The following is a 21,164-nucleotide window of genomic DNA, read 5'->3' as shown; positions in this document are numbered from 1 at the left end:
TCCCCGGCGCGCACCCCGTGGGGGACGCGATGAGGACCCCGGTGGGGACACAGACCCCGGTAGGCAAGAGCTCAGCAGGGAAGAAGGCCGCCGTGCACCAGACCCCCGAGAAGCCGACGGCGGCCGAGAAGGCCGCGGCGAAGAAGTCCGCCACCAAGAAGGCGGCGGCGCAGAAGGCTGCCGCTGCCAAGAAAACGGCCGCACCCGAGACCGCCGCCACCAAGGCGTCCGCAAAGACGACAGCAGCCAAGAAGACCGCCGCCAAGAAGGCGGTGACCAAGAAGACCGCCGCGAAGAAGACCGCCGCGAAGAAGACCGCGGCTCCCTCTGCCCCCGCCGCAAAGGCCCCCGCGCGCAAGCCCGAGTCGCGCACCGCCATGGTGCGGCGGGCCCGGCGGATCAACCGTGAGCTGGCCGAGCTGTATCCGTACGCCCACCCGGAGCTGGACTTCACCAACCCCTTCGAGCTGCTGGTCGCCACGGTGCTGTCCGCCCAGACCACCGACCTGAGGGTCAACCAGACCACGCCGCGCCTCTTCGCGGTCTGCCCGACCCCCGAGGACATGGCCGTCATGCCGCCCGAGGAGCTGGAGGAGCTGATCCGGCCGACGGGCTTCTTCCGGGCCAAGGCGAAGTCGCTGCTGGGGCTGTCCGCGGCGCTGCGCGACCGCTTCGGTGGCGAGGTGCCGGGCCGGCTGGAGGATCTGGTCACGCTCCCCGGGGTCGGCCGCAAGACCGCCAATGTGGTGCTGGGCAACGCCTTCGGCGTCCCGGGGATCACGGTCGACACGCACTTCGGCCGGCTGGCGCGCCGCTTCGGCTGGACGGACCAGCAGGACGCGGAGAAGGTCGAGGCCGATGTGGCGGCGATCTTCCCCAAGAGCGACTGGACGATGCTCTCGCACCGCGTGGTCTTCCACGGCCGCCGCGTCTGCCACTCCCGTAAGCCCGCCTGCGGCGCGTGTGCCATCGCCCCGCTCTGCCCCTCGTACGGCGAGGGCGAGACGGACCCGGAGAAGGCCAGGAAGCTGTTGAAGTACGAGCTGGGCGGGCAGCCAGGACAGCGGCTCAAGCCGCCGGCCGACTATCCGGGGCAGCCCGCCCCGCCGCTGGCGTCCTCGGCGAGCGCCGGATGACCGCAGCCGTGACGCCCCCGGAGGGCCCTGCGGTGCGCATCCGCCGGACCCGCCCCCGGAGGGCGGAGCGGCCCCGAGGGGACGACGGGCCCCAGCAGACCCACGATCGACGCCAGGCCTGAGGGGGCGCGTATGAGGAGTGCACGGGAGCAGCAGTACGGCGAGGAGACGGGCCTGGGCGGGGCGGCGTCCGGTGCCGCGGCCGGCCAGGACACGGTCACCGACGACGGCCTGCCCGGATGGCTGGACCCGGTGGCCCGCGCGGCCCGCACCATTGAGCCGCGCCAGCTCAGCCGCTTCCTGCCGCCCGAGAGCGGCGGCCGGCAGTCCGCGGTGCTGATCCTCTTCGGTCATGGCCCCCGCGGTCCGGAGCTGCTCCTGATGGAGCGCGCCGGCACCCTGCGCTCCCACGCCGGCCAGCCCTCCTTCCCCGGCGGCGCCCTCGACCCGGAGGACGGCGACCCGGAGGGGCCAGGTCCGGTCCGGGCCGCCCTGCGCGAGGCCCAGGAGGAGACCGGCCTCGACCCGTCCGGTGTGCAGGTCTTCGGAGTGCTGCCGCGGCTCTACATCCCGGTCAGCGGCTTCGTCGTGACGCCCGTCCTGGGCTGGTGGCGCCGGCCCACCCCGGTCGGAGCGGTGGACCAGGCGGAGACCGCACGGGTCTTCACGGTTCCGGTGGCAGATCTCACCGATCCCGCCCATCGTGTGACAACGCGCCATCCCAGCGGTCACGTCGGCCCGGCATTCCTGGTGGAGAACGCCCTGGTCTGGGGCTTTACCGCCGGGGTGATCGACCGGATCCTGCACTACGCGGGGTGGGAGATTCCGTGGGACCGTGACAAGCAGGTCCCGCTCGACTGGCGCTCGTGAGACGGTGTCCGGCGTGAACGTCCTGGACATTCTGCTGCTGGTCGCGGCCGTGTGGTTCGCGATCATCGGCTATCGGCAAGGCTTTGTCGTCGGCATCCTGTCCGTGATCGGCTTCCTCGGAGGCGGTCTGATCGCGGTCTATGTGCTGCCCGTGATCTGGAACGAGGTCACCGGCGATGCCACCCCCGGCACCTTCGCAGCAATCGGGGCAGTCGCCATCGTGATCGTCTGCGCCTCCGTGGGCCAGGCGCTCACCACGCACCTGGGCAACAAGCTGCGCCGCCACATCACCTGGTCACCGGCGAGAGCGCTGGACGCGACCGGCGGCGCGCTGGTCAACGTCGTGGCGATGCTGCTGGTCGCCTGGCTGATCGGCTCCGCGCTGGCCGGCACGTCCCTGCCGACGCTCGGCAAGGAGGTCCGGAACTCCAAGGTGCTGCTCGGGGTCTCCCGGGTGATGCCCCAGCAGGCCAGCACGTGGTTCGCGGACTTCTCGTCGGTGCTCGCGCAGAACGGCTTCCCGCAAGTCTTCACGCCGTTCTCCAACGAGCCCATCCACAGCGTCCCGGCGCCCGACCCCCGGCTGGCCGCCAGCCCGGTCGCGGCGCAGGCCGAGCGCAGCATCGTCAAGGTCGTCGGTACGGCTCCCAGCTGCGGCAAGGTCCTCGAAGGCAGCGGTTTCGTCTTCGGACGGCACCGTGTGATGACCAACGCCCATGTCGTCGGCGGGGTCAACGAGCCGACCGTCCAGGTGGGCGGCAAGGGCCGTACGTACGACGCCAGGGTCGTGCTCTACGACTGGCAGCGCGACATCGCCGTCCTGGACGTGCCGTCGCTCAACGCCCCGGCGCTGCGCTTCACCGGCGCGGACGCGACCAGCGGGAAGAGCGCCATCGTCGCCGGCTTCCCGGAGAACGGCGGCTATGACGTCCGCGCGGCCCGCATCCGCGGCCGCATCCAGGCCAACGGTCCGGACATCTACCACCGCGGCACGGTCGGCCGCGATGTCTACTCGCTCTACGCCACGGTCCGGCAGGGCAACTCCGGTGGCCCGTTGCTCACCCCCAACGGTGAGGTCTACGGGGTCGTCTTCGCGAAGTCGCTGGACGACTCGCACACCGGCTATGCGCTGACCGCCGATGAGGTCCGTCAGGACGTCCTCAAGGGGCGCAGCGCCCAGCAGCAGGTCGACAGCCAGGGCTGCGCGATCTGAGGTGTCCGGGGCGGCCTGCGGCGGCGCGGGACCGCGGGGCGCGTACGGCGCGAAAGGCCCGCCTCCCGCGCCCGGCGGCGCGGCTCAGCTGCGGGGATGGCGCAGGCGCGCGCTCATCCAGCGCGCTCTGCGGCGCAGGATATGCGGGATGCCCATCGGGTGCGCCGGATCGGGGGAAGCGCCGGATCCGAGATCCGGGGTGCCCCTGTCCTGGGTACCCACTGCAGCGGCACTGCTGCGGCGGTTGCGTGCCACGTCACGGTAGTCGTGCGTCCAGCCCATACCCTCGACTCTGCCCGGGGCCCAAGGTCCGTAATCGCCGTTCGGACCGCCAATTGGCCTATGCGCCGGGCAATTGGCCGTTCGTCATACGAACGTTCGGACAAGGGAGTTGGGGCGGGCGTCCGCGGGAGTCGGTGAGCCGGCTCGTGCGCTCCTGGGCGGGGTACGGGGCAGTCAGTGGCGCGAGGGGCGTGCGCCCCGGCCACAGGGCCGCTCAGCGGTCCGGCTCGGGGTCCTTCAGCCAGTTGATCAGCTCGGTGGTGAACGTCACCGGGTCCTCCTCGTGCGGGAAGTGCCCCAGACCGTCGAAGAGCCGCCAGCGGTAGGGCGCCTCGACGTACTCGCCGGACCCTGCCGCACTGCGGGTGCGCATCACCGGGTCGAGTGAGCCGTGCAGATGGAGGGTGGGGACCCGTACGGGCATCTTCATCCGGCGGTTGAACTGGATGCCGTCGGGGCGGGCCATGGACCGCACCATCCAGCGGTACGGCTCGATCGAGCAGTGCGCCGTCGAGGGGATGGACATCGCCCTCCGGTAGACCGCGAGCGTCTCGTCGTCGGGAAGCTGCGGACCGGACCACTCCCGGATCATCCGGCCCACCAGTTCCGCGTCGTCCGCGGTCAGCCGGCGCTCCGGCAGCCAGGGCCGCTGGAAGCTCCAGATGTGCGAGCTCTGGGTGCTCTGCCGTACGTCGGCGAGCATCGCCGAGCGCCAGCGCCGCGGGTGCGGCATCGAGGCCACCGCCAGCCGGCGCACCAGCTTGGGTCGCATCACGGCCGCCGTCCAGGCCAGGTAGCCGCCCAGGTCGTGGCCGACGAGCGCGGCGTCCGGCTCGCCCAGGGACCGGATGACGCCGGTGATGTCCAGCGCGAGGTTCGCCGGGTCGTAGCCGCGCGGGGTGCGGTCGCTGCCGCCGACACCGCGCAGGTCCATCGCCACCGCGCGGAAGCCGGCCTCGGCGAGCGCCGGCAGCTGGTGCCGCCAGGTCCACCAGAACTGCGGGAAGCCGTGCAGCAACAGCACCAGCGGGCCGTCGCCCATCTCCGCGATGTGGAAGCGGGCACCGTTGGCTGCGACATCGCGGTGCGCCACCGCTCTCCCGCCGGGGACGTCGATCCGTACGACCGAGGCGGTGCTGTCAGGAGCTGTCATACCGATGAGCGTGTCACAGACTCCAGCGCCGGGTGTTCCTTCGCCGCCACGCGGGGGTGCGGCTTGGCCTTCTGCAGCACCGCCGCGGTCTCCTTGGCGGAGTTCAGGGACCGCTCCGGCTTCTTGATCTTCTTCATCTTGGCCATCGCGATCAGCGCCAGCAGCCCGGCGAGCACCAGGAAGGCGCCGCCCACGATCAGGAAGGACCAGGCGAGCCCGAGGCCGAGGTTGTGGATGCCGTACGCCGCCGCGAAGCTCAGCACCGGCAGGGCGAACAGCGCCAGCGCGCCCGCCACCATGAACGCGGCGCTGCCGATGCCCGCCCGCTTGGCGTCCTGCCGCAGCTCCGCCTTGGCCAGTGCGATCTCGTCGTGCACCAGTGCGGACATCTCGGCGGTGGCCGAGGCCACCAGCTGCCCGAGGCTGCGCTCCCCGCCCGCGTCGGCTGCGCTCATCGCCGTCTCCCTCATCTCGTCACCAGGATGCAAAGCCTCTCAGATCATGCCGGACCATCGTCTCCGGCGTGCGCGCCGGAGGCCAGTTCGGCAAGCCGCCGATGCTCGGCGGCCTTGGCTTCGAGGATGGCCGCCATCCGGAGGTGGTACGCGGGGTTGTCGAGCTCGTAGACGTCGGGGATGCCGTCCTGGTCCTCGTCCCGCTCCTCGTCCTCGCACAGCTTCTTGTACTTGGCGTTGCGGATCTTCAACAGGACGCCGGCGAGCACGGCCGCGAGCAGCGAGCCGACCAGCACCGACGCCTTGATCTCGGCGGCCAGTGCCGGACTGTCGGCGAACGCCAGCTCGCCGATCAGCAGCGAGACGGTGAAGCCGATGCCGGCCAGGGAGGCGACCGCGAAGACGTCCGGCCACTTGAGGTCGGGGTTGAGCTCGGCCCGGGTGAAGCGGGCGGTGCACCAGGTACCGCCGAAGATCCCGACCGCCTTGCCCACTATCAGGCCGAGGACGACCCCGAGGGTCTCCGGCCGGGTGAAGACGTCGCGCAGCGCACCGCTGGAGAGGGACACCCCCGCGGAGAAGAGGGCGAACAGCGGCACCGCGAGACCGGCCGAGAGCGGGCGGACCAGGTGCTCGATGCGCTCCCCGGGGGACAGCTTCTCGCCCTCGTGGCGGTGGCACCGCAGCATCAGGCCCATGGCGACACCGGCGATGGTGGCGTGCACCCCGCTGTTCTCCATCAGGGCCCAGATGGCCACGGCCAGCGGCACGTAGAGGTACCAGCCGCGGACGCCCTTGCGCAGCAACACGTAGAAGAGCGCCAGGCCGGCGACGGCCAGGCCGAGCGCCAGAAAGTTGATCTTCGAGGTGAAGAAGACCGCGATGATCAGTATCGCGAAGAGGTCGTCGACGACCGCGAGCGTGAGGAGGAAGGCGCGCAGCGCGGCGGGCAGGGACGTGCCGATGACGGCGAGCACGGCGAGTGCGAAGGCGATGTCGGTGGCGGTGGGGACCGCCCAGCCCTGGAGCGATCCGCCGCCCAGGGAGTTGACGAGGAAGTAGACGACCGCGGGGGTCGCCATACCGCAGACCGCGGCGATGACCGGGAGCGCGGCGGCCCGCGGCTCGCGGAGCTCACCGGCGACCAGTTCGCGCTTGAGCTCGATGCCGGCGACGAAGAAGAAGACCGCGAGCAGGCCGTTGGCGGCCCAGTGCTGCACCGACAGGTCCAGTCCCAGCGAGGCCGGGCCCAGGTGGAAGCCGGTGACCGCGCGGTAGCTGCCGCCGAGGGTGTTAGCCCAGATCAGGGCGGCTACGGCGGCGGTGAGCAGGAGGACGCCGCCGACGGTCTCGGTGCGCAGGGCGTCCGTGATGAAGTTCCGCTCGGGCAGGGGCATCCGGCCCAGGAATATGGAACGGCGGTGGGTGGGGGCGCTCACGCGGATGACCTCCGGCTTTCGGCAGCTGTGTACGGCTGTGGCAGTTGCCGACCAGACTTCCCGGCGCACCCAGAGATTCTTAGCGCGTCATTGACGCGGTCCCCACTGTACCGGGTGGCCGCCAGGGAGTATCCGGTGGCCTCACTTTACGGGCAATCCGGGCGTCCGGCCGCCGGAGATGGGGGGTGGGTACGGCGGAGGGGCACCCGGACGCCGTCGCCGGGTGCCCCTCCTCGCTCCGCCCGCTCAGTCCTCGCTGGCCGCGCTCGGCAGCTTGGCTTGGATCAGCTCCATCACCGAGGAGTCGGTGAGGGTGGTGACGTCGCCCAGGTCGCGGTTCTCGGCGACATCGCGCAGCAGCCGGCGCATGATCTTGCCGGAGCGGGTCTTGGGCAGCTCCGCCACCGGCAGGATCCGCTTGGGCTTGGCGATCGGCCCGAGCTGCTGGGCGACATGCGCCCGCAGCTCCTCGACCAGGCCCTCGTCCTCGGCGGCGCCGCCGCGCAGGATGACGAAGGCGCAGATGGCCTGGGTGGTCTGCGGGTCGGTGGCGCCCACGACCGCGGCCTCGGCCACCTTCGGGTGCGAGACCAGGGCCGATTCGACCTCGGTGGTGGAGATGTTGTGCCCGGAGACCAGCATCACGTCGTCCACCCGGCCCAGCAGCCAGATGTCGCCGTCCTCGTCCTTCTTGGCACCGTCGCCGGCGAAGTACTTGCCCTCGAAGCGGGACCAGTACGTGTCCAGGTAGCGCTGGTCGTCGCCCCAGATCGTGCGGAGCATGGACGGCCAGGGCTCGGTGAGCACCAGGTAGCCGCCGGCCCCGTTCGGGACCTCGTGGGCGTCGTCGTCCACCACGGTGGCGGCGATGCCGGGCAGCGGCAGCTGCGCCGAGCCGGGCTTGGTCTCCGTGACGCCCGGCAGCGGGCTGAGCATCATCCCGCCGGTCTCGGTCTGCCACCAGGTGTCGACGATCGGGGTGCGGTCGGCGCCGATGTGCTTGCGGTACCAGATCCACGCCTCGGGGTTGATCGGCTCGCCCACCGACCCCAGGACGCGCAGCGAGGACAGGTCGAACTTCGCCGGGATGTCGTCGCCCCACTTCATGCAGGCGCGGATGGCGGTCGGCGCGGTGTAGAGGATCGTCACGCCGTACTTCTGCACGATCTCCCACCAGCGGCCCTGGTGTGGGGAGTCGGGCGTGCCCTCGTAGAGGACCTGGGTGGCGCCGTTGGAGAGCGGGCCGTAGGTGATGTACGAGTGGCCGGTCACCCAGCCGATGTCGGCGGTGCACCAGAAGACGTCGGTCTCGGGCTTGAGGTCGAAGACTGCGTGGTGGGTGTAGGAGACCTGGGTGAGGTAGCCGCCGGTGGTGTGCAGGATGCCCTTGGGCTTCCCGGTGGTGCCCGAGGTGTAGAGGATGAACAGCGGGTGCTCCGCCTCGAAGGCCTCGGGGGTGTGCTGGTCGCTCTGCCGCTCGACCAGCTCGTGCCACCACACGTCCCGGCCCTCGTGCCAGGCGACGTCGTCCTGGCCGGTGCGACGGACCACGAGCACGCTGCGGACGTTCTCCGTGCCGGGGCGGGTCAGGGCCTCGTCCACGGCGGGCTTGAGCGCGCTCGGCTTGCCCCGGCGGTAGCCGCCGTCGGCGGTGATCACCACCCGGGCGTCGGCGTCTTGGATGCGGGTGGCCAGGGCGTCCGCCGAGAAGCCGCCGAAGACGACCGAGTGCGGGGCGCCCAGGCGGGCGCAGGCCAGCATGGCGATGACCGCTTCCGGGATCATCGGCAGGTAGATGGCGACCCGGTCCCCGGCCCGTACGCCCAGCTCGGTCAGGGCGTGGGCGGCCTTGGAGACCTCGCGCTGCAACTCGGCGTAGGTGATCGCGCGGCTGTCGCCCGGCTCGCCCTCGAAGTGGAGGGCGACCCGGTCACCCAGGCCGTTCTCGACGTGCCGGTCCACGCAGTTGTAGGCGACGTTGAGCCGGCCGTCGGCGAACCACTTCGCGAACGGTGCGTTGGACCAGTCGAGGGTCTGGGTGGGAGCGGTCTCCCAGGACAGGCGTCGGGCCTGCTCCGCCCAGAAGCCCAGCCGGTCCGCCGCGGCCTGGTCGTATGCGGCAGCCGTGACGTTGGCGTGCGCGGCCAGATCGGAGGGCGGGGCGAACCGCCGCTCCTCCTTCAGCAGGTTGGAGAGGGACGGACTTTCGTTCACTTCATGGCTCCCAACATGCAGGTAAATACCTGTCCCGTGGTTTAGACCAATCGCTTAACGATCAAGGATTCTTCTTGGGTGGCGGGGGGTTGGTCAACCCACTCCCGATCCTGGCACCTGGGGCCCGATCGGGTACAGGGGGTGCGATAGGGCGATCGACGTGTCGCTCTCCCCGCATTCCGTGCATCCGGGGGTGGCGCCGTCTGTCGGCCCGTGAGGGCGCGGGGAGGGGGCGCGGGAGGCGTCAAAGCCCGCCCCACGGGCGCCCCGGGCGGCGCCGACCGTGCCTGGTGCGACGGTCGCGGCACCGGGCACGGCACCGGGCGCGGCGGTCCTGAGGGCCGCCTGCCGTCCGTGCCCGAGTGGGGGGGAGTGAGAGTGTGGGCAGGGAACAGGAAGCGCGAGGGGGAGACGGGGATATGACGGGCAATCAGGGACGGGGCGCCGAGAAGAAGAGCCAGTTCACGCTCACGGACTGGATCGAGGGCGCGGTGATGCTGGTGACGGCCATCCTGTTCGTGCTTTGGCTGATCAAGTAGTGCGTCGGCCGCGCGCTGCCGGCGCGCGGCCCTTCTGGCGGCCGGCCCCGGGGCTGATGATGAGAGCCGTCGCGCAGGTCAGGCCCCGGCCGGCGCGGCCTCGCCGCGGACCGCGCAGAACCGGCGTGCGGCCTCGTCGAGCACATACGCCTGTGCCTCGCCGACATGGAAGTACATGCCCTGCAGCGTGAGCGCGCCCTCGGCCACCCGGCGGGCCACACAGGAGTGCGCGCGGAGGTGGTCCAGCTGCTGCATGACGTTGACGAGCGCCAGCCGCTCCAGATCGTCGTCCACCGGCCGTCCGCTCAGGGCGACTTCGCCCCGCCCCAGCCTGCCGATGCGCTGCATACGGGCGAGGCTCGGCCGGCCGTGCCGCAGCCAGCGGGTGAGCGGGGTCGGTTCCGCGTCGCCCGGTGCGGCCCCGTTCAGCAGCGCTCCCATGGCGCCGCACCCCGAATGGCCGCACACCGTGATCGAGTCGACGCGCAGCACCTCTACCGCGTACTCGATCGCCGCGCCCACGGAGTCGCAGGACGCCTCCGAGCCGGGTGGCGGCACCAGATTGCCGACATTGCGCACGGTGAACAGGTCCCCCGGGCCGCTGGAGGTGATCATGCTGGTGACCAGCCGGGAGTCCGCACAGGTCAGAAAGAGCTGACCGGGCCGCTGGCCCTCGCGCGCCAGCCGCGCCAGCTCCTCGCGCACGAGCGGGGCGGTGTGGCGCTGGAACGCGCTGACGCCGCCCAGCAGTTGGCCGTCACTGCTCTTCGGGGCCGCCGTGAGCTCCGGGCCCGGCCGGGTGCAGTGGTGGTTGCGCCACGGCGTCCACGGCCGGCAGGAGTGCGTGCCGGCCGGCTCGGCCAGTGGCCGGCCCGAGCGCCCGCCGAGGGTCACCCAACCGCCGTGCGCCCGGTGAGCGGCGCTCCAGGACTGCAGCGCCTCGTAGGCGGCGTGGTCCATGAAGGATCCGCACAGCTCGACGACGACCTCGGTGTGGGCCGGTACCTGCCCCAGCGCCCGGGTCAGCCGCGGCACCGCAAGGAACGTCAACTGGCCGCTGACGCGCACCCGGTAGCCCTCGCCCTCCTGGGTGACCGAGACCCGGGTGTGGGTCAGCCGGCGCAGCGCCAGGAAGGCCGCGACCGCGATGCCGGCCAGTACGCCCTGGAGCACGCCGAGCAGCACCACGCCGCCGAAGGTACCCACGTACACCGGGAATTCGCGGTGTCGCTGCACATGCCGGATGTGGGCGAAGCTCACCATCCGTACGCCGACGACCATCACCAGCGCGGCGAGCGCGGCCAGCGGGATCAGCTCCAGTGCCGCGGCCAGCGCTCCGGCGCACAGCAGCACCCACACCCCGTGCAGCACGGTGGCCCGGCGGGTGACCGCGCCGGCCCGTACGTTGGCCGAGCCGCGCATCGCGCCCCCGGAGACCGGCAGCCCGCCCAGCAGCCCGGAGACGGCGTTGGCCACGCCCTGGCCGCACAGTTCGCGGTTGAGCCGCGCGCGGCCGGTGGGGGCGCCCGGCCGCTCGGCCGCGAGCCGGTCCACGGCCACCGCCGACAGCAGGGACTCCATACTGGCGACGAGGGTGACCGTCAGTACCGCGGTGACCAGCGCCGGAATCGATCCCTCCGGCAGCACGGGCGGCTCCGGCAGCCGCCAGGACGGCAGCTGCACCCGCGGTACGCGCATCCCCGCGCTGACGGCCGTGGCGGCGAGCACGGCGGCCAGCGGGGCGGGCAGCATCCGCGCCCACCGCCCGGCGCGGCCCGGCAGCCGTCCCCAGCCGGCCAGCACGACGACGGTGATGGCGCCGATCAGCAGCGCGGCGGTGTGCGGATGCGCCAGCTGGCCGGGTAGCGCCGCGGCGTTGTCGAGCGCCGAGTTGTCGGGCCGGCCGCCGAGGACCACATGGAGCTGGCCGAGGGCGATGGTGGCTCCGATGCCGGCCAGCATGCCGTGCACGATCGCCGGGCTGACGGCCAGCGCGGCACGGGCCACGCGCAGTGCCCCCAGGGCGAGTTGGGTGAGACCGGCGAGCACCGTGATGGCGCAGGTGGCGCGCCAGCCGTAGCGCTGGACGAGGTCGCCGGTGACCACCAGGAGGCCGGTGGCCGCGCCGCTCACCTGGAGGGGGGTGCCGCCGAGCAGCCCGGCGACGATGCCCCCGACGGCCGCGGCGACCAGACCGGCCTGGAGCGGGGCGCCGGTGGCCAGGGCGATGCCCAGCGACAGCGGCACCGCGAGCAGGAAGACGACGGCCGACGCGGAGAGGTCGCCGCGCCAGGCGGCCCGGTCGGGCCGCGTCGTCCGGGATGCCTCCGGGAGCTTCCGGGGTCCGGGCGGGACCCCGGTGTGCTGCGATGCGTGCGGCGGCGACTTCTCGATCTGCGGCATTCCCGTCTCCTCCGGGGCGACGCGGTCGCGCGGGGCGCGATCGTGGGCGGCGGTGTACTGCGGCAAGACGCGAGCCGGCCGGCGGATGTCCTGGTGGGCGACGGTCCGGTGACTCTCAAGCATCGGTAAATGGAGCGTAATAACGAGCAAAGAACGAGAGAAGGCTTTAGCGGCATTTGCTCCAAATATGCCCACCTATGGGATGAAAAGGGAGCCTTTTTGGTATGGCCCGCAGTCCCCCGTGTCCCCCAACGGAATTCCCGTATTGCCGTCGGGGAGGGGATTCCGGGCCGGCCGTATCTGCCGGCGCGGCCCGGTGGGTCAGGCCGGCTGTGGGGCCGCCGCCCCCTCGTGCAGGACGAAGGCCGGATCGACCTGGGCCGCCAGGTCGACGCCGGTCTTCGCATTGCCCCAGCTCTCGGCGTTCTTCAGGTGGAAGTGCACCATCTGGCGGGTGTACCGCTCCCAGTCGCGGCGCCCGTAGGCGGCGTCGGCCGTGTCGTGGAGGGTCTCCAGGGTGCGGCGGTTGGCCTGCTCCAGGTAGGCGAAGCGGGCCGGGCGGCCCTTCTCCATGGCGCGCACCCACTCGGAGTGCCCCATGGTCGCCAGCAGGTCCTCGCCCACCTCGTCACGGAGGAACGCCAGGTCGTCGGCGCCCTGCACCTTGTTGCCCACGACCCTGAGCGGGACGCCGAAGTCGCGGGCGTACTCCTTGTACTGGCGGTAGACCGCGACGCCCTTCCGGGTCGGCTCGGCGACCAGGAAGGTCAAGTCGAAGCGGGTGAACATCCCCGAGGCGAAGGAGTCGGACCCGGCCGTCATGTCCACCACGACGTACTCCGCGCGGCCGTCGACGAGGTGGTTCAGGCAGAGCTCGACGGCCCCGACCTTGGAGTGGTAGCAGGCCACGCCCAGGTCCGCCTCGGTGAACGGGCCGGTCGCCATCAGGCGCACCGGGGCGCCGTCGAGCTCGACCGTCCGCGCGCAGGCGTCGTAGACGGGGTTGTCCTCGCCGACCCGCAGCAGCCGGGAGCCCTCGCCCGGCGGGGTGGTCTTGATCATGGATTCGGCGGACGGGATCCGGGGGTTGCTGCCGCGCAAGTAGTCCTTGATCAGTGGGAGGTGGGCTCCCATCGCGGGCAGTGCGGCGGCCGCCGCCTCGTCGAGGCCGAGGGCGGCGCCCAGGTGCTGGTTGATGTCGGCGTCCACCGCGACGACGGGGACCCGGGCCGCGGCGAGATGCCGGATGAACAAGGAGGACAGCGTGGTCTTGCCGCTGCCACCCTTGCCTACGAAAGCGATCTTCATGTTCACCAAGCGTAATCCGACGCTGCCTCTGAGTGAGAGGGGTGCGTGAAGAAGACCACTCCTTCGAGGGGTCGGGCCTGGTGGTGCGTAGGGTCGTACCCATGGCTGGAATCTCCCGGGGGACGCCCCCCGTACCCCCGAAAGCGAGCGCCGATCCGCTCTCGACCCTGGCCTCGCTCCCGGGAGTCGCCGACGCCGTGGACTCCGTCCGGCAGGGCGTCGACCGCGTCTACGGCCACCGGGTCATGCGGCGCCGCAGCAATGAGGTCAGTTCTGAGGCGGCGCTGCGCGGAGCGCGCGGTTCCGCGGCGCTCTCCGGGGCCGACTGGGCGCTCGAAGAGGTCCGCCGCCGCACCGACTTCGGCGTCGAGGGCGAGCCGCGGACGGTCGGTGCGGCGCTGCGGCTGACTGCCGAGGCCGGGCAGCTGCTGAGCGTGTGGCGGCAGTCGCCGCTGCGGGTGCTGGCGCGGCTCCATCTGGTCGCGGCCGGTGGTGAGGCGCCGGATCAGACCGTGGGTCGGCCCCGGCTGGCCGGTGAACCGGTGGCTGAGCCGCTCATCGAGCTGCCGCTGCCGAGCGCCGACGAGGTCACCGGGCGGCTGGACGGGCTGTCGCGGCTGCTGCTCGCCGGCAGCGAGGCGCCGGCCCTGGTGACCGCGGCGGTGGTGCACGGGGAGCTGCTGGCGCTGCGGCCGTTCGCCTCGTGCAACGGGCTGGTCGCGCGGGCGGCGGAGCGGATCGTGCTGGTCGGCAGCGGGCTGGACCCCAAGTCGGTCTGCCCCGCCGAGGTCGGGCACGCCGAGCTGGGGCGCGCGGCCTACCTCGCCGCCCTGGAGGGGTACGTCTCGGGCACCCCGGAGGGCGTCGCGGCGTGGATCGCCCACTGCGGGCGCGCGGTGGAACTCGGGGTCCGGGAGAGCACCGCGGTCTGTGAAGCGCTGCAGCGCGGCGCGGCGTAGGGGCGCCGGCGAACGAGCGGCGCCCGGACCGCGGTGCGGCCGGGCGCCGGAATTCGGAAGCATTGCTTCATTCGCCCCTGAACGGGGTTGCGGCGGTACCAATCGGTGGTACCGCCGCTGGCATGTCCGCCGGGTTACCAGTGCGTGCTCGAAATTTGCCCATCAGGTCGGAATCTTCGTCCGTTACCTGGTGCGGCTGGCCCGTAATCGACGGGTCGGCGTCGCGTGGGTGCCCAACATTCATGCGTCGGTCCGTGGGCCACTTTGCTGCGTTAAAGGTGTTCCTCTCGGATGTCCTTGGTCTCGCGGGCCGGTAAGTCCTTTGTACTCCTCGCGCAGAAGAAGCGGAACCCCGGACTACAGATCCTTTACGTTTGGCTTCAAACGCGGTCAATACGGGGGGCGTCGCCGGCGCGGACAAGAGAGGTGAGGTGCGGCTTTGTGGATTTGCGCCGGCTCGCGTACCAGACGAGCGTCGCGGTGGCCAGGGCCGCACCGGCGGCGGCCATCACGGCGAGGGTCGGGCGGGAGGGCATCGACAGCGCCGGCAGCCGCTGCTTGAGCGGAACCGGGCGGTTGAACGTCAGGACCGGCCAGCCGCGGGCGACCGCCTCGCGGCGGAGCGCCCGGTCCGGATTGACCGCACACGGGTGGCCGACCGCCGACAACATCGGAACGTCGGTCGCCGAATCGCTGTACGCATAACAGCGGTCGAGGTCGTAGCCCTCGGAATCGGCAAGTTCCCGCACGGCCTCGGCCTTGGTCGGGCCGTAGGCGTAATACTCCACCTCGCCGGTGAAGCGGCCGTCCTCTCCGACGACCATACGGGTGGCCACCACCCGGTCGGCGCCCAGGAGTTCACCGATGGGTTCGACGACCTCGGCGCCCGAGGTCGAGACGATGACGACGTCCCGCCCGGCGGCGTGGTGTTCCTCGATGAGCGAGGCCGCCTCGTCGTAAATGATCGGGTCGATCAGATCGTGCAGCGTCTCGGCGACGATCTCCCGCACCTGGGCGACGTCCCAGCCGCGGCACAGCGAGGAGAGGTATTCACGCATCCGCTCCATCTGATCGTGATCGGCGCCGCCCGCGAGGAACACGAACTGGGCGTACGCGGTGCGCAGTACGGCCCGCCGATTGATCAGGCCGCCTTGGTAGAACGACTTGCTGAAGGTCAGCGTGCTCGACTTTGCAATGACGGTCTTGTCCAAGTCGAAGAACGCGGCAGTACGGGGAGTCGAGTGAGGTACGGAGTGGTTTTCCACGGGGTGAGCATAGGCGCCCACCATTCGGCGTAAGGTGTGGCGCGTGGGTTTGCCTGAGAAGGCTCTCGGGTACACCATGGAAGTCACGGATCGTTCGCGACCGTGCTAACCCGGTCCGGCTCCTCCCCCCCCCGAGTCGGCCGTGGGGACGACCCCCGCTCTCCCCCCCGGCGGGGGTCGTCGCATGTCCGGGCGCCTTTTGCGCCGTCGGACGCCGCTCCGCCCCGTTTCCCGCCCGCGCAGGGCCCAGCGGGCGGACGCCTTGGGATCGTCACTCAGTGTAGTTGTTGCGCTGCTCTGCGAAAGCCCTCTCCGGGGGTTCCTCCCGCGCCCTTCCGCGCCACTCACTTGTCCCGTTCCCGCCCTGCTGTTGTCTCCTTGTCGCCGCCCTCTTGTGCCCCAGAAGTGCCGTTCGTCGCTGGAATAGGTGACGGGGATATTCACAGGCGCGGAGTTGTCCACAGATTTGGACCAAGATCCACTCGGATTTCCCGATCGCTGCATGGTGAAAGTCCGCGAGTTCGCGGAGCGCGACACCCGTAGCGACAGGGGGAAGAACATGGCCGGAACCACGCCATCGGAACGACCGGACCGCACCGGCGCCGAGCCGGGCGGACCGCTCCTCATCACCGAGGACGAGCGGCTCCTCGACGATCTGCTGCGGCTGTGCGCGGCAGCCGGTGCGCTGCCCGAAGTGGCGCACGGCCCGCCGGGTCGCAAGGGGGCCTGGGAAGCCGCGCCGCTGGTGATCGTCGGCGAGGACTGCGCGGGGCGGCTGTGCGGCACCAGCCGCCGGGACGGCGTCATCCTCACCGGTGGGGACACCGACGACCAGGCCACCTGGCGCCGGGCCGTCGCCCTCGGGGCGGAGCGGGTCCTCGCCCTCCCCGACGGCGAGCGCTGGCTGGTGGACCGGATCGCCGATGCCGTCGAAGGAATCGGGCCGCCGGCCGTGACCGTCGGCGTCATCGGGGGCCGCGGTGGGGCCGGAGCCAGCACCCTCGCCGGCGCGCTCGCCGTCACCGCCGCCCGTACGGGCCGGCGCACCATGCTCGTCGACGGCGATCCGCTGGGCGGCGGCCTGGACGTCCTGCTGGGCGGTGAGAAGGAGAAGGGGCTCCGCTGGCCCGCCTTCGCCGAGTCGCGCGGCCGGGTCGCCTGCGGTGCGCTGACCGAATCGCTGCCCCGCCTGCACTCCTTACGGGTCCTCAGCTGGGACCGGGGGACCGACGTCGCCATCCCTCCCCCGGCCATGCGCGCGGTGCTGGCCGCGGCGCGCCGGCCGGGTGGCGTCGTGGTCGTCGACCTGCCCCGTCGCATCGACGAGGCCACGGCGGAGGCCCTGGCCCAGGTGGACCTGGGCCTGCTGCTCGTCCCCATGGAACTGCGGGCCCTCGCGGCGGCCCAGCGGGTGGCCGCCACCCTCCAGCCGCTGCTCGGGGACGTGCGCCTGGTGGCCTGCGGCACCCCCGGCCGCCACGGCCACGGCCTGCCCCCGGTGGAGGCCGCCCGCCTCATGGACCTTCCGCTGGCCGGCGAACTGCCCTGGGAGGCGGGTCTGTTGGCGGACGTCGCGCGCGGCGTCCCGCCCGGCGCCCGGGTCCGCGGACCGCTGGCGCGATTCTGTGCGGCGTTCTGGGCCCGGGCACTGGCCGGGGAGGGCGGCGGAAGCGGCCAGGGAGCCGCGGGGGAGCGACCGGAACCGGCGCGGCGAGCGCGCGGGGGCGAGGATCCGGGCCCACGGGCGGTGGCGGACGGCGGGGCGGCCCACGTTGACGGCCAGGCCACCGGCACGGGCGGCGGGGCGGCCCGTGCGGGTGGCCGGAGCGGAGGCCGGGAGTGAACGGGGCGTACGAACGGGGCCTGCTGGAGGTGGTGCGCCGGCGACTGGCCGAAGCGGGGGCGGAGCCCACCCCGGCCCGGGTGGCGGTGGCACTGCGCGCGGAGGGGCGGCTCCTGGGGGACACCGAAGTGCTGGGGGTGGTGGCCGCGTTGCGCTCCGAGATGGTCGGTAGCGGGCCGCTGGAGCCGCTGCTGGCCGCCCCCGACGTCACCGACGTACTGGTCACCGCGCCGGACGAGGTCTGGGTGGACCGGGGCGCCGGACCGGAGCGGGCGGACGTCCGCTTCCGGGATGCGGCCGAAGTGCGCCGGCTCGCCCAGCGGCTGGCCGCGGTGGCCGGTCGGCGGCTGGATGACGCTCGCCCCTGGGTGGACGCCCGGCTCCCGGACGGCACCCGGCTGCACGCCGTGCTGCCCCCGGTGGCGGTGGGCGGGACCTGCCTTTCCCTCCGGGTGCTGCGGCCGCGCGCCTTCGGCCTCGCGGAGCTGGTGGCGGCCGGCACCGTCCCGCCCGGTGGCGACCGGCTGCTTCGGGCGCTGCTCGCGGCCCGGCTGTCCTTCCTGGTCAGCGGCGGGACGGGCTCGGGCAAGACGACGTTGTTGAGCACCCTCCTCGGTCTGGTCGACCCCGCCGAGCGGATCGTGCTGGCGGAGGACTCCGCCGAGCTGCGCCCGGACCACCCACATGTGGTGCGGCTGGAGACCCGGCCCGCCAACCAGGAGGGCGTCGGCCGGGTGACGCTGCGGGACCTCGTACGGCAGGCGCTGCGGATGCGGCCGGACCGGCTGGTGGTCGGCGAGGTGCGTGGCGCCGAGGTCACCGACCTGCTCGCCGCGCTCAACACGGGCCACGAGGGCGGCAGCGGCACTGTCCATGCCAATGCCGCATGCGATGTGCCCGCGCGACTGGAAGCGCTCGGTTCGACCGCCGGCCTCGACCGGGCCGCGCTGCACAGCCAGTTGGCGGCCGCGCTCTCGGTCGTGCTCCACCTCGTACGCGACCGGTCCGGACGGCGCCGGATCGCCGAACTCCACGTCCTGGAGCGGGACCGCGACGGCCTTGTGGTGACCGTGCCGGCCGCCGTGTGGAGCCCGGCCGGCTTCCAGGAGGCGCCCGGCTGGGGGCGGCTGCTGAGGCTGTGCGAGCGGGGCGGGGGCGAGGGGCCGTGAACGGCGCGGGGACGGCTGCGGCGGCCGCGGCGCTCTGTGCGGCGGCCGCGATCCAGCTGGCCGCCATCGGGCGCAACGACGTACGGAGACGGGCCCGGGCGCTGGCCGGGGAGGGGGAACGAGCGGGGCCCGTGCACGGCTGGCGGGCATGGCCGGCGCGGGTCCGGGGCTGGAGCCCGGGAGGGCGAGTGGCGCGGTGCATCCCGAACCGGGCCGGGTGGGGTGCGCTGGGGCCCGGTTCGGGACGCGGAGCCGGCCGGCTGGTCGGGCTCGGCCGGGAGGTCTGGTGCCTGCCGGCGGGGCTGGCGTTCGGGGCGCTGGGTGGTTCGCTCCTCCCGGTGCTCGCCGCGCCGGTCGCCCTGGTCCTGGTCCGGAGGTGGCTGGCCACCCGCGGCGCTAGGCGGGCGCGGGAGCGCAGGGCCGCGGCGGTGATCGGGCTCTGCGCGGCGGTGGCGGGCGAGCTGCGGGCCGGACGGCAGCCGGCCCAGGCGCTGGCCGCGGTGGGCGCGCCGGGGCTCGGCGAGGCGGGCTCGGCAGTGGTGGCGGCCACGCGCTACGGAGGGGACGTTCCCGGGGCGCTGCGCGCCGCCGCCCGGCTGCCGGGTGCCGAGGGGCTGACCGGTATGGCGGCGTGCTGGCAGGTGGCGGTGGAGGGCGGCGCCGGACTCGCCTCCGGGCTGGAACGGATCGCGGCGGGACTCCGCGCGCAGCGCGACCAACGGGAGGACCTGCGGGCCCAGTTGGCGGGGCCACGGGTCACCGCGCTGATGCTCGCCCTGCTGCCGGCGGGCGGGCTCCTGATGGGCAGCGCTCTGGGCGCCGACCCCCTGCGGGTCCTGCTGCACACCCCGGCCGGCTGGGCCTGCCTGATGGCCGGGGGGCTTTTGGAGTGGGGCGGCGCGGTCTGGACGGCCCGCATCGTCGCCGGCGCGGACGACGCGTAGCGGCAGAGCGGCAGTGCTGCAGAGGGACAGAGCTGCAGAGGGACAGAGGGCAGAGGGAGGAGAGGCGATGGGTGTGGAAGTTGTCCACAGGCTGGGGATGGCGGTTGCGGTGGCGGCGATGGTGCTGTGCACCATGGCGTTGCTACGGGACGCCCGGCGCGAGCGGGTGGTGCGCAGACGCGCTCGGGCGCTCCGGGGCCGCGCACCGGACCGCAGCGGCAAGGGGCTTGGGGCCGCCCCATGGCGGTGGCCGGCCGGTCCCCGCCGGCCGCGGCGGGATGGCGGTGGACCGAGGGCGTGGGCCGGGCCCCTGGGCGCGGCCGGCCTCGTCGCCATCCTCGTCGGCGGGGTGCCCGGTGTCCTGTCAGGACTCGCCGTGGCGGGCGTTGCGTACCGCTGGCTGGCGCGCCAACGGGCCGCGGAGGCGAAGCGGTTGGCTTCCGCGGCAGTACGGGCGGAGCTGGCCCCCGCCGGTGATCTGCTGGCCGCCTGCCTCGCGGCGGGCGCCGGGCCGCGAGAGGCGGCCGAGGCGGTGGGCCGTTCGCTCGACGGGCCCGTTGCCGAGCGGCTGCGCCAAGTGGCGGCGGAGCTGCGGCTGGGCGGTGACGGGGCGCTGGTGTGGCGACGGCTAGGCGTCCTCCCCGGGGCCGGCGAACTGGCGCGCTGTATGGAGCGCGCCGGGATATCCGGGGTGCCGGCCGTTGAATCGGTGGCCCGGATCGCCGCCGAACTCCGCGCGGAGCAGGCCAGATCCGCCACCGCACGGGCTCGCCGGGCCGGGGTGCTGGTCACCCTCCCACTGGCGGCGTGCTTCCTGCCGGCGTTCCTGACGCTCGGGGTGGCACCGGTACTGATCGGCCTGGCGACGAGCCTGCTGGGCCGCACCTGATCTCCGCAACTGATCTCCGCACCTGACCGAGCACCGCGGAAGTCCGGACGCACAACGGGTCGGGGAATCAGCCAAGTTCAGCGAAGCGACCGGCACAAGAGGCCGGCGGAAACGGGGGATGGAATGAACGGTCTGAGCGGAATGAACGGAAGGAACGGACGGTACGCACGGTGGTGGACGAGGCTGCGTAGGGCGGCCTCCGATGACCGGGGGATGACCACGGCGGAGTACGCCATGGGCACGCTCGCGGCGTGCGCCCTGGCAGTGGTCCTCTACCGGGTCGTGACGAGCGGGACCGTCAAGGCGTTGCTGCAGTCGCTGTTCGAGAAGGCGCTCCATGCCGGGTTCTGACGTCAGGGGCGGCAGCAGGCCGCGCGCCCTTGGCACCCCGCGGCCGTCCCGCGACGCCGGATTCGTGACGGCGGAGGCGGCCGTGGTGCTGCCGGTGCTGGTGGTGCTCGTCGGGGTGCTGGTCTGGGGGCTGATGGCGGCCTGTGCCCGAATCGAGTGTGTGGACGCGGCACGGGCCGGTGCGCGGGCGGCGGCCCGCGCGGAACCCCGGTCGGCGGTGATCGCCACGGCCCGCGGCGCGGCCCCGCGGGGTGCGCGGATCGCGCTGGCCCGGGAGGGCGACCTGGTGCGCGTACGGGTCGAGTCCGAGCTGCCTGGTATGGGGCACCTCGCAGTCCGGGTCGGCGGGGAGGCGGTGGCCCTTGCGGAAGAAACGGTGCGCTGACGAGGGCTCGGCGACGGTGTGGACCGTCTTCGCGGCCGCGGCCTTGTGCGCGGTCTTCCTGGCGCTGCTCGGCCTCGGCCAGGCCGTCACCGCCCGCCATCGGGCCGGCGGCGCCGCAGACCTCGCCGCGCTGGCCGCGGCGGACCGCGCCCGGCAGGGCCCGGCCCGGGCTTGTGCGACGGCCGGCCGGGTGGCGGCCGCGCAGCACACCCGCCTGGTGCGCTGCGCACTGCGCGGGCCGGTCGCCGACGTCACGGTCGAGGCCGCCGGCCCGCCCTTCACCTCCCGGGTCAGATCCCGCGCGGGCCCACCGCGGGCGGGAGGGGCGGCGGGGCCGGAGGCGCGGG

Annotated in this window: 18 protein-coding genes and 1 pseudogene; 11 read left to right on the top strand and 8 right to left on the bottom strand. The window is 73.0% G+C overall.

Annotated elements, in window-relative coordinates; translation table 11 throughout:
• Positions 1–29: 29 nt before the first annotated feature.
• The 3 genes from nth to AB0G84_RS13880 all read left to right on the top strand — a co-directional run bounded on the left by nth (position 30) and on the right by AB0G84_RS13880 (position 3,219).
• Entirely contained in the window at positions 30–1,136 is a 1,107-nt protein-coding gene (nth, locus tag AB0G84_RS13890; RefSeq protein WP_361319504.1) for an endonuclease III, read from the top strand.
• 132 nt (positions 1,137–1,268) lie between these two features.
• Positions 1,269–2,006, top strand: a complete 738-nt coding sequence (locus AB0G84_RS13885) for a CoA pyrophosphatase (protein ID WP_361319502.1) — start codon at positions 1,269–1,271, stop codon at positions 2,004–2,006.
• 13 nt (positions 2,007–2,019) lie between these two features.
• Positions 2,020–3,219, top strand: coding sequence for a MarP family serine protease (locus AB0G84_RS13880; protein WP_361319500.1), 1,200 nt, complete (start codon positions 2,020–2,022; stop codon positions 3,217–3,219).
• 84 nt (positions 3,220–3,303) lie between these two features.
• On the opposite strand, the gene AB0G84_RS13875 is transcribed toward AB0G84_RS13880, so the two are convergent.
• From AB0G84_RS13875 to AB0G84_RS13845, 7 genes are all read right to left on the bottom strand, one after another.
• Positions 3,304–3,501, bottom strand: a complete 198-nt coding sequence (locus AB0G84_RS13875) for a hypothetical protein (RefSeq protein WP_361319498.1) — start codon at positions 3,499–3,501, stop codon at positions 3,304–3,306.
• A gap of 214 nt (positions 3,502–3,715) precedes the next feature.
• The gene (locus AB0G84_RS13870; protein ID WP_361319496.1) at positions 3,716–4,654 is read right to left on the bottom strand and encodes an alpha/beta hydrolase; all 939 of its coding nucleotides are present in this window, start codon (positions 4,652–4,654) and stop codon (positions 3,716–3,718) included.
• Positions 4,651–5,109, bottom strand: a complete 459-nt coding sequence (locus tag AB0G84_RS13865; protein ID WP_361319494.1) for a phage holin family protein — start codon at positions 5,107–5,109, stop codon at positions 4,651–4,653. The genes AB0G84_RS13870 and AB0G84_RS13865 overlap by 4 nt, the downstream gene beginning before the upstream one ends.
• Positions 5,110–5,153: 44 nt before the next feature.
• Positions 5,154–6,548: a Na+/H+ antiporter NhaA gene (gene nhaA / locus AB0G84_RS13860; protein WP_361319492.1), complete on the bottom strand. Its 1,395-nt coding sequence runs from the start codon at positions 6,546–6,548 to the stop codon at positions 5,154–5,156.
• 246 nt (positions 6,549–6,794) lie between these two features.
• A complete protein-coding gene (acs, locus tag AB0G84_RS13855; protein ID WP_361319490.1) occupies positions 6,795–8,762 on the bottom strand; it encodes an acetate--CoA ligase in 1,968 nt (655 codons plus the stop codon).
• Between the two features lie 617 nt (positions 8,763–9,379).
• Positions 9,380–11,704, bottom strand: coding sequence for a SulP family inorganic anion transporter (locus AB0G84_RS13850; protein WP_361319938.1), 2,325 nt, complete (start codon positions 11,702–11,704; stop codon positions 9,380–9,382).
• A 321-nt stretch (positions 11,705–12,025) separates the two neighbouring features.
• Positions 12,026–13,012, bottom strand: a complete 987-nt coding sequence (locus AB0G84_RS13845) for an ATP-binding protein (RefSeq protein ID WP_361319488.1) — start codon at positions 13,010–13,012, stop codon at positions 12,026–12,028.
• Between the two features lie 101 nt (positions 13,013–13,113).
• Here AB0G84_RS13845 and AB0G84_RS13840 point away from each other — a divergent pair, with 101 nt between their 5' ends.
• The gene (locus AB0G84_RS13840; protein ID WP_361319486.1) at positions 13,114–13,971 is read left to right on the top strand and encodes an oxidoreductase; all 858 of its coding nucleotides are present in this window, start codon (positions 13,114–13,116) and stop codon (positions 13,969–13,971) included.
• 380 nt (positions 13,972–14,351) lie between these two features.
• On the opposite strand, the gene AB0G84_RS13835 is transcribed toward AB0G84_RS13840, so the two are convergent.
• Positions 14,352–15,260, bottom strand: coding sequence for an HAD-IB family hydrolase (locus tag AB0G84_RS13835; RefSeq protein ID WP_361319484.1), 909 nt, complete (start codon positions 15,258–15,260; stop codon positions 14,352–14,354).
• 535 nt (positions 15,261–15,795) lie between these two features.
• On the opposite strand from AB0G84_RS13835, the gene ssd reads away from it, so the two are divergent.
• The 7 genes and pseudogenes from ssd to AB0G84_RS13800 form a co-directional block, all read left to right on the top strand.
• A complete protein-coding gene (gene ssd, locus AB0G84_RS13830; RefSeq protein WP_361319935.1) occupies positions 15,796–17,079 on the top strand; it encodes a septum site-determining protein Ssd in 1,284 nt (427 codons plus the stop codon).
• Between the two features lie 20 nt (positions 17,080–17,099).
• The gene (locus AB0G84_RS13825; protein WP_361319932.1) at positions 17,100–18,248 is read left to right on the top strand and encodes a TadA family conjugal transfer-associated ATPase; all 1,149 of its coding nucleotides are present in this window, start codon (positions 17,100–17,102) and stop codon (positions 18,246–18,248) included.
• Positions 18,245–19,192: a type II secretion system F family protein gene (locus AB0G84_RS13820; protein WP_361319482.1), complete on the top strand. Its 948-nt coding sequence runs from the start codon at positions 18,245–18,247 to the stop codon at positions 19,190–19,192. The genes AB0G84_RS13825 and AB0G84_RS13820 overlap by 4 nt, the downstream gene beginning before the upstream one ends.
• Before the next feature lie 67 nt (positions 19,193–19,259).
• The gene (locus AB0G84_RS13815; RefSeq protein ID WP_361319480.1) at positions 19,260–20,081 is read left to right on the top strand and encodes a type II secretion system F family protein; all 822 of its coding nucleotides are present in this window, start codon (positions 19,260–19,262) and stop codon (positions 20,079–20,081) included.
• 141 nt (positions 20,082–20,222) lie between these two features.
• On the top strand, positions 20,223–20,432 hold the full coding sequence (locus tag AB0G84_RS13810) for a DUF4244 domain-containing protein (protein WP_361319478.1): 210 nt from the start codon (positions 20,223–20,225) through the stop codon (positions 20,430–20,432).
• Positions 20,419–20,817: a TadE family type IV pilus minor pilin gene (locus tag AB0G84_RS13805; RefSeq protein WP_361319476.1), complete on the top strand. Its 399-nt coding sequence runs from the start codon at positions 20,419–20,421 to the stop codon at positions 20,815–20,817. The genes AB0G84_RS13810 and AB0G84_RS13805 overlap by 14 nt, the downstream gene beginning before the upstream one ends.
• Positions 20,795–21,115, top strand: a pseudogene (locus AB0G84_RS13800) (Rv3654c family TadE-like protein); the annotation flags it as partial. The gene AB0G84_RS13805 and the pseudogene AB0G84_RS13800, both read left to right, overlap by 23 nt.
• Positions 21,116–21,164: the final 49 nt, after the last annotated feature.

The organism is Streptomyces sp. NPDC020742, from assembly GCF_040641675.1.
Taxonomy (GTDB): domain Bacteria; phylum Actinomycetota; class Actinomycetes; order Streptomycetales; family Streptomycetaceae; genus Streptomyces.
Note: the sequence above shows the minus strand (reverse complement) of the source record. Positions and strands in the feature narration are given on the sequence as shown.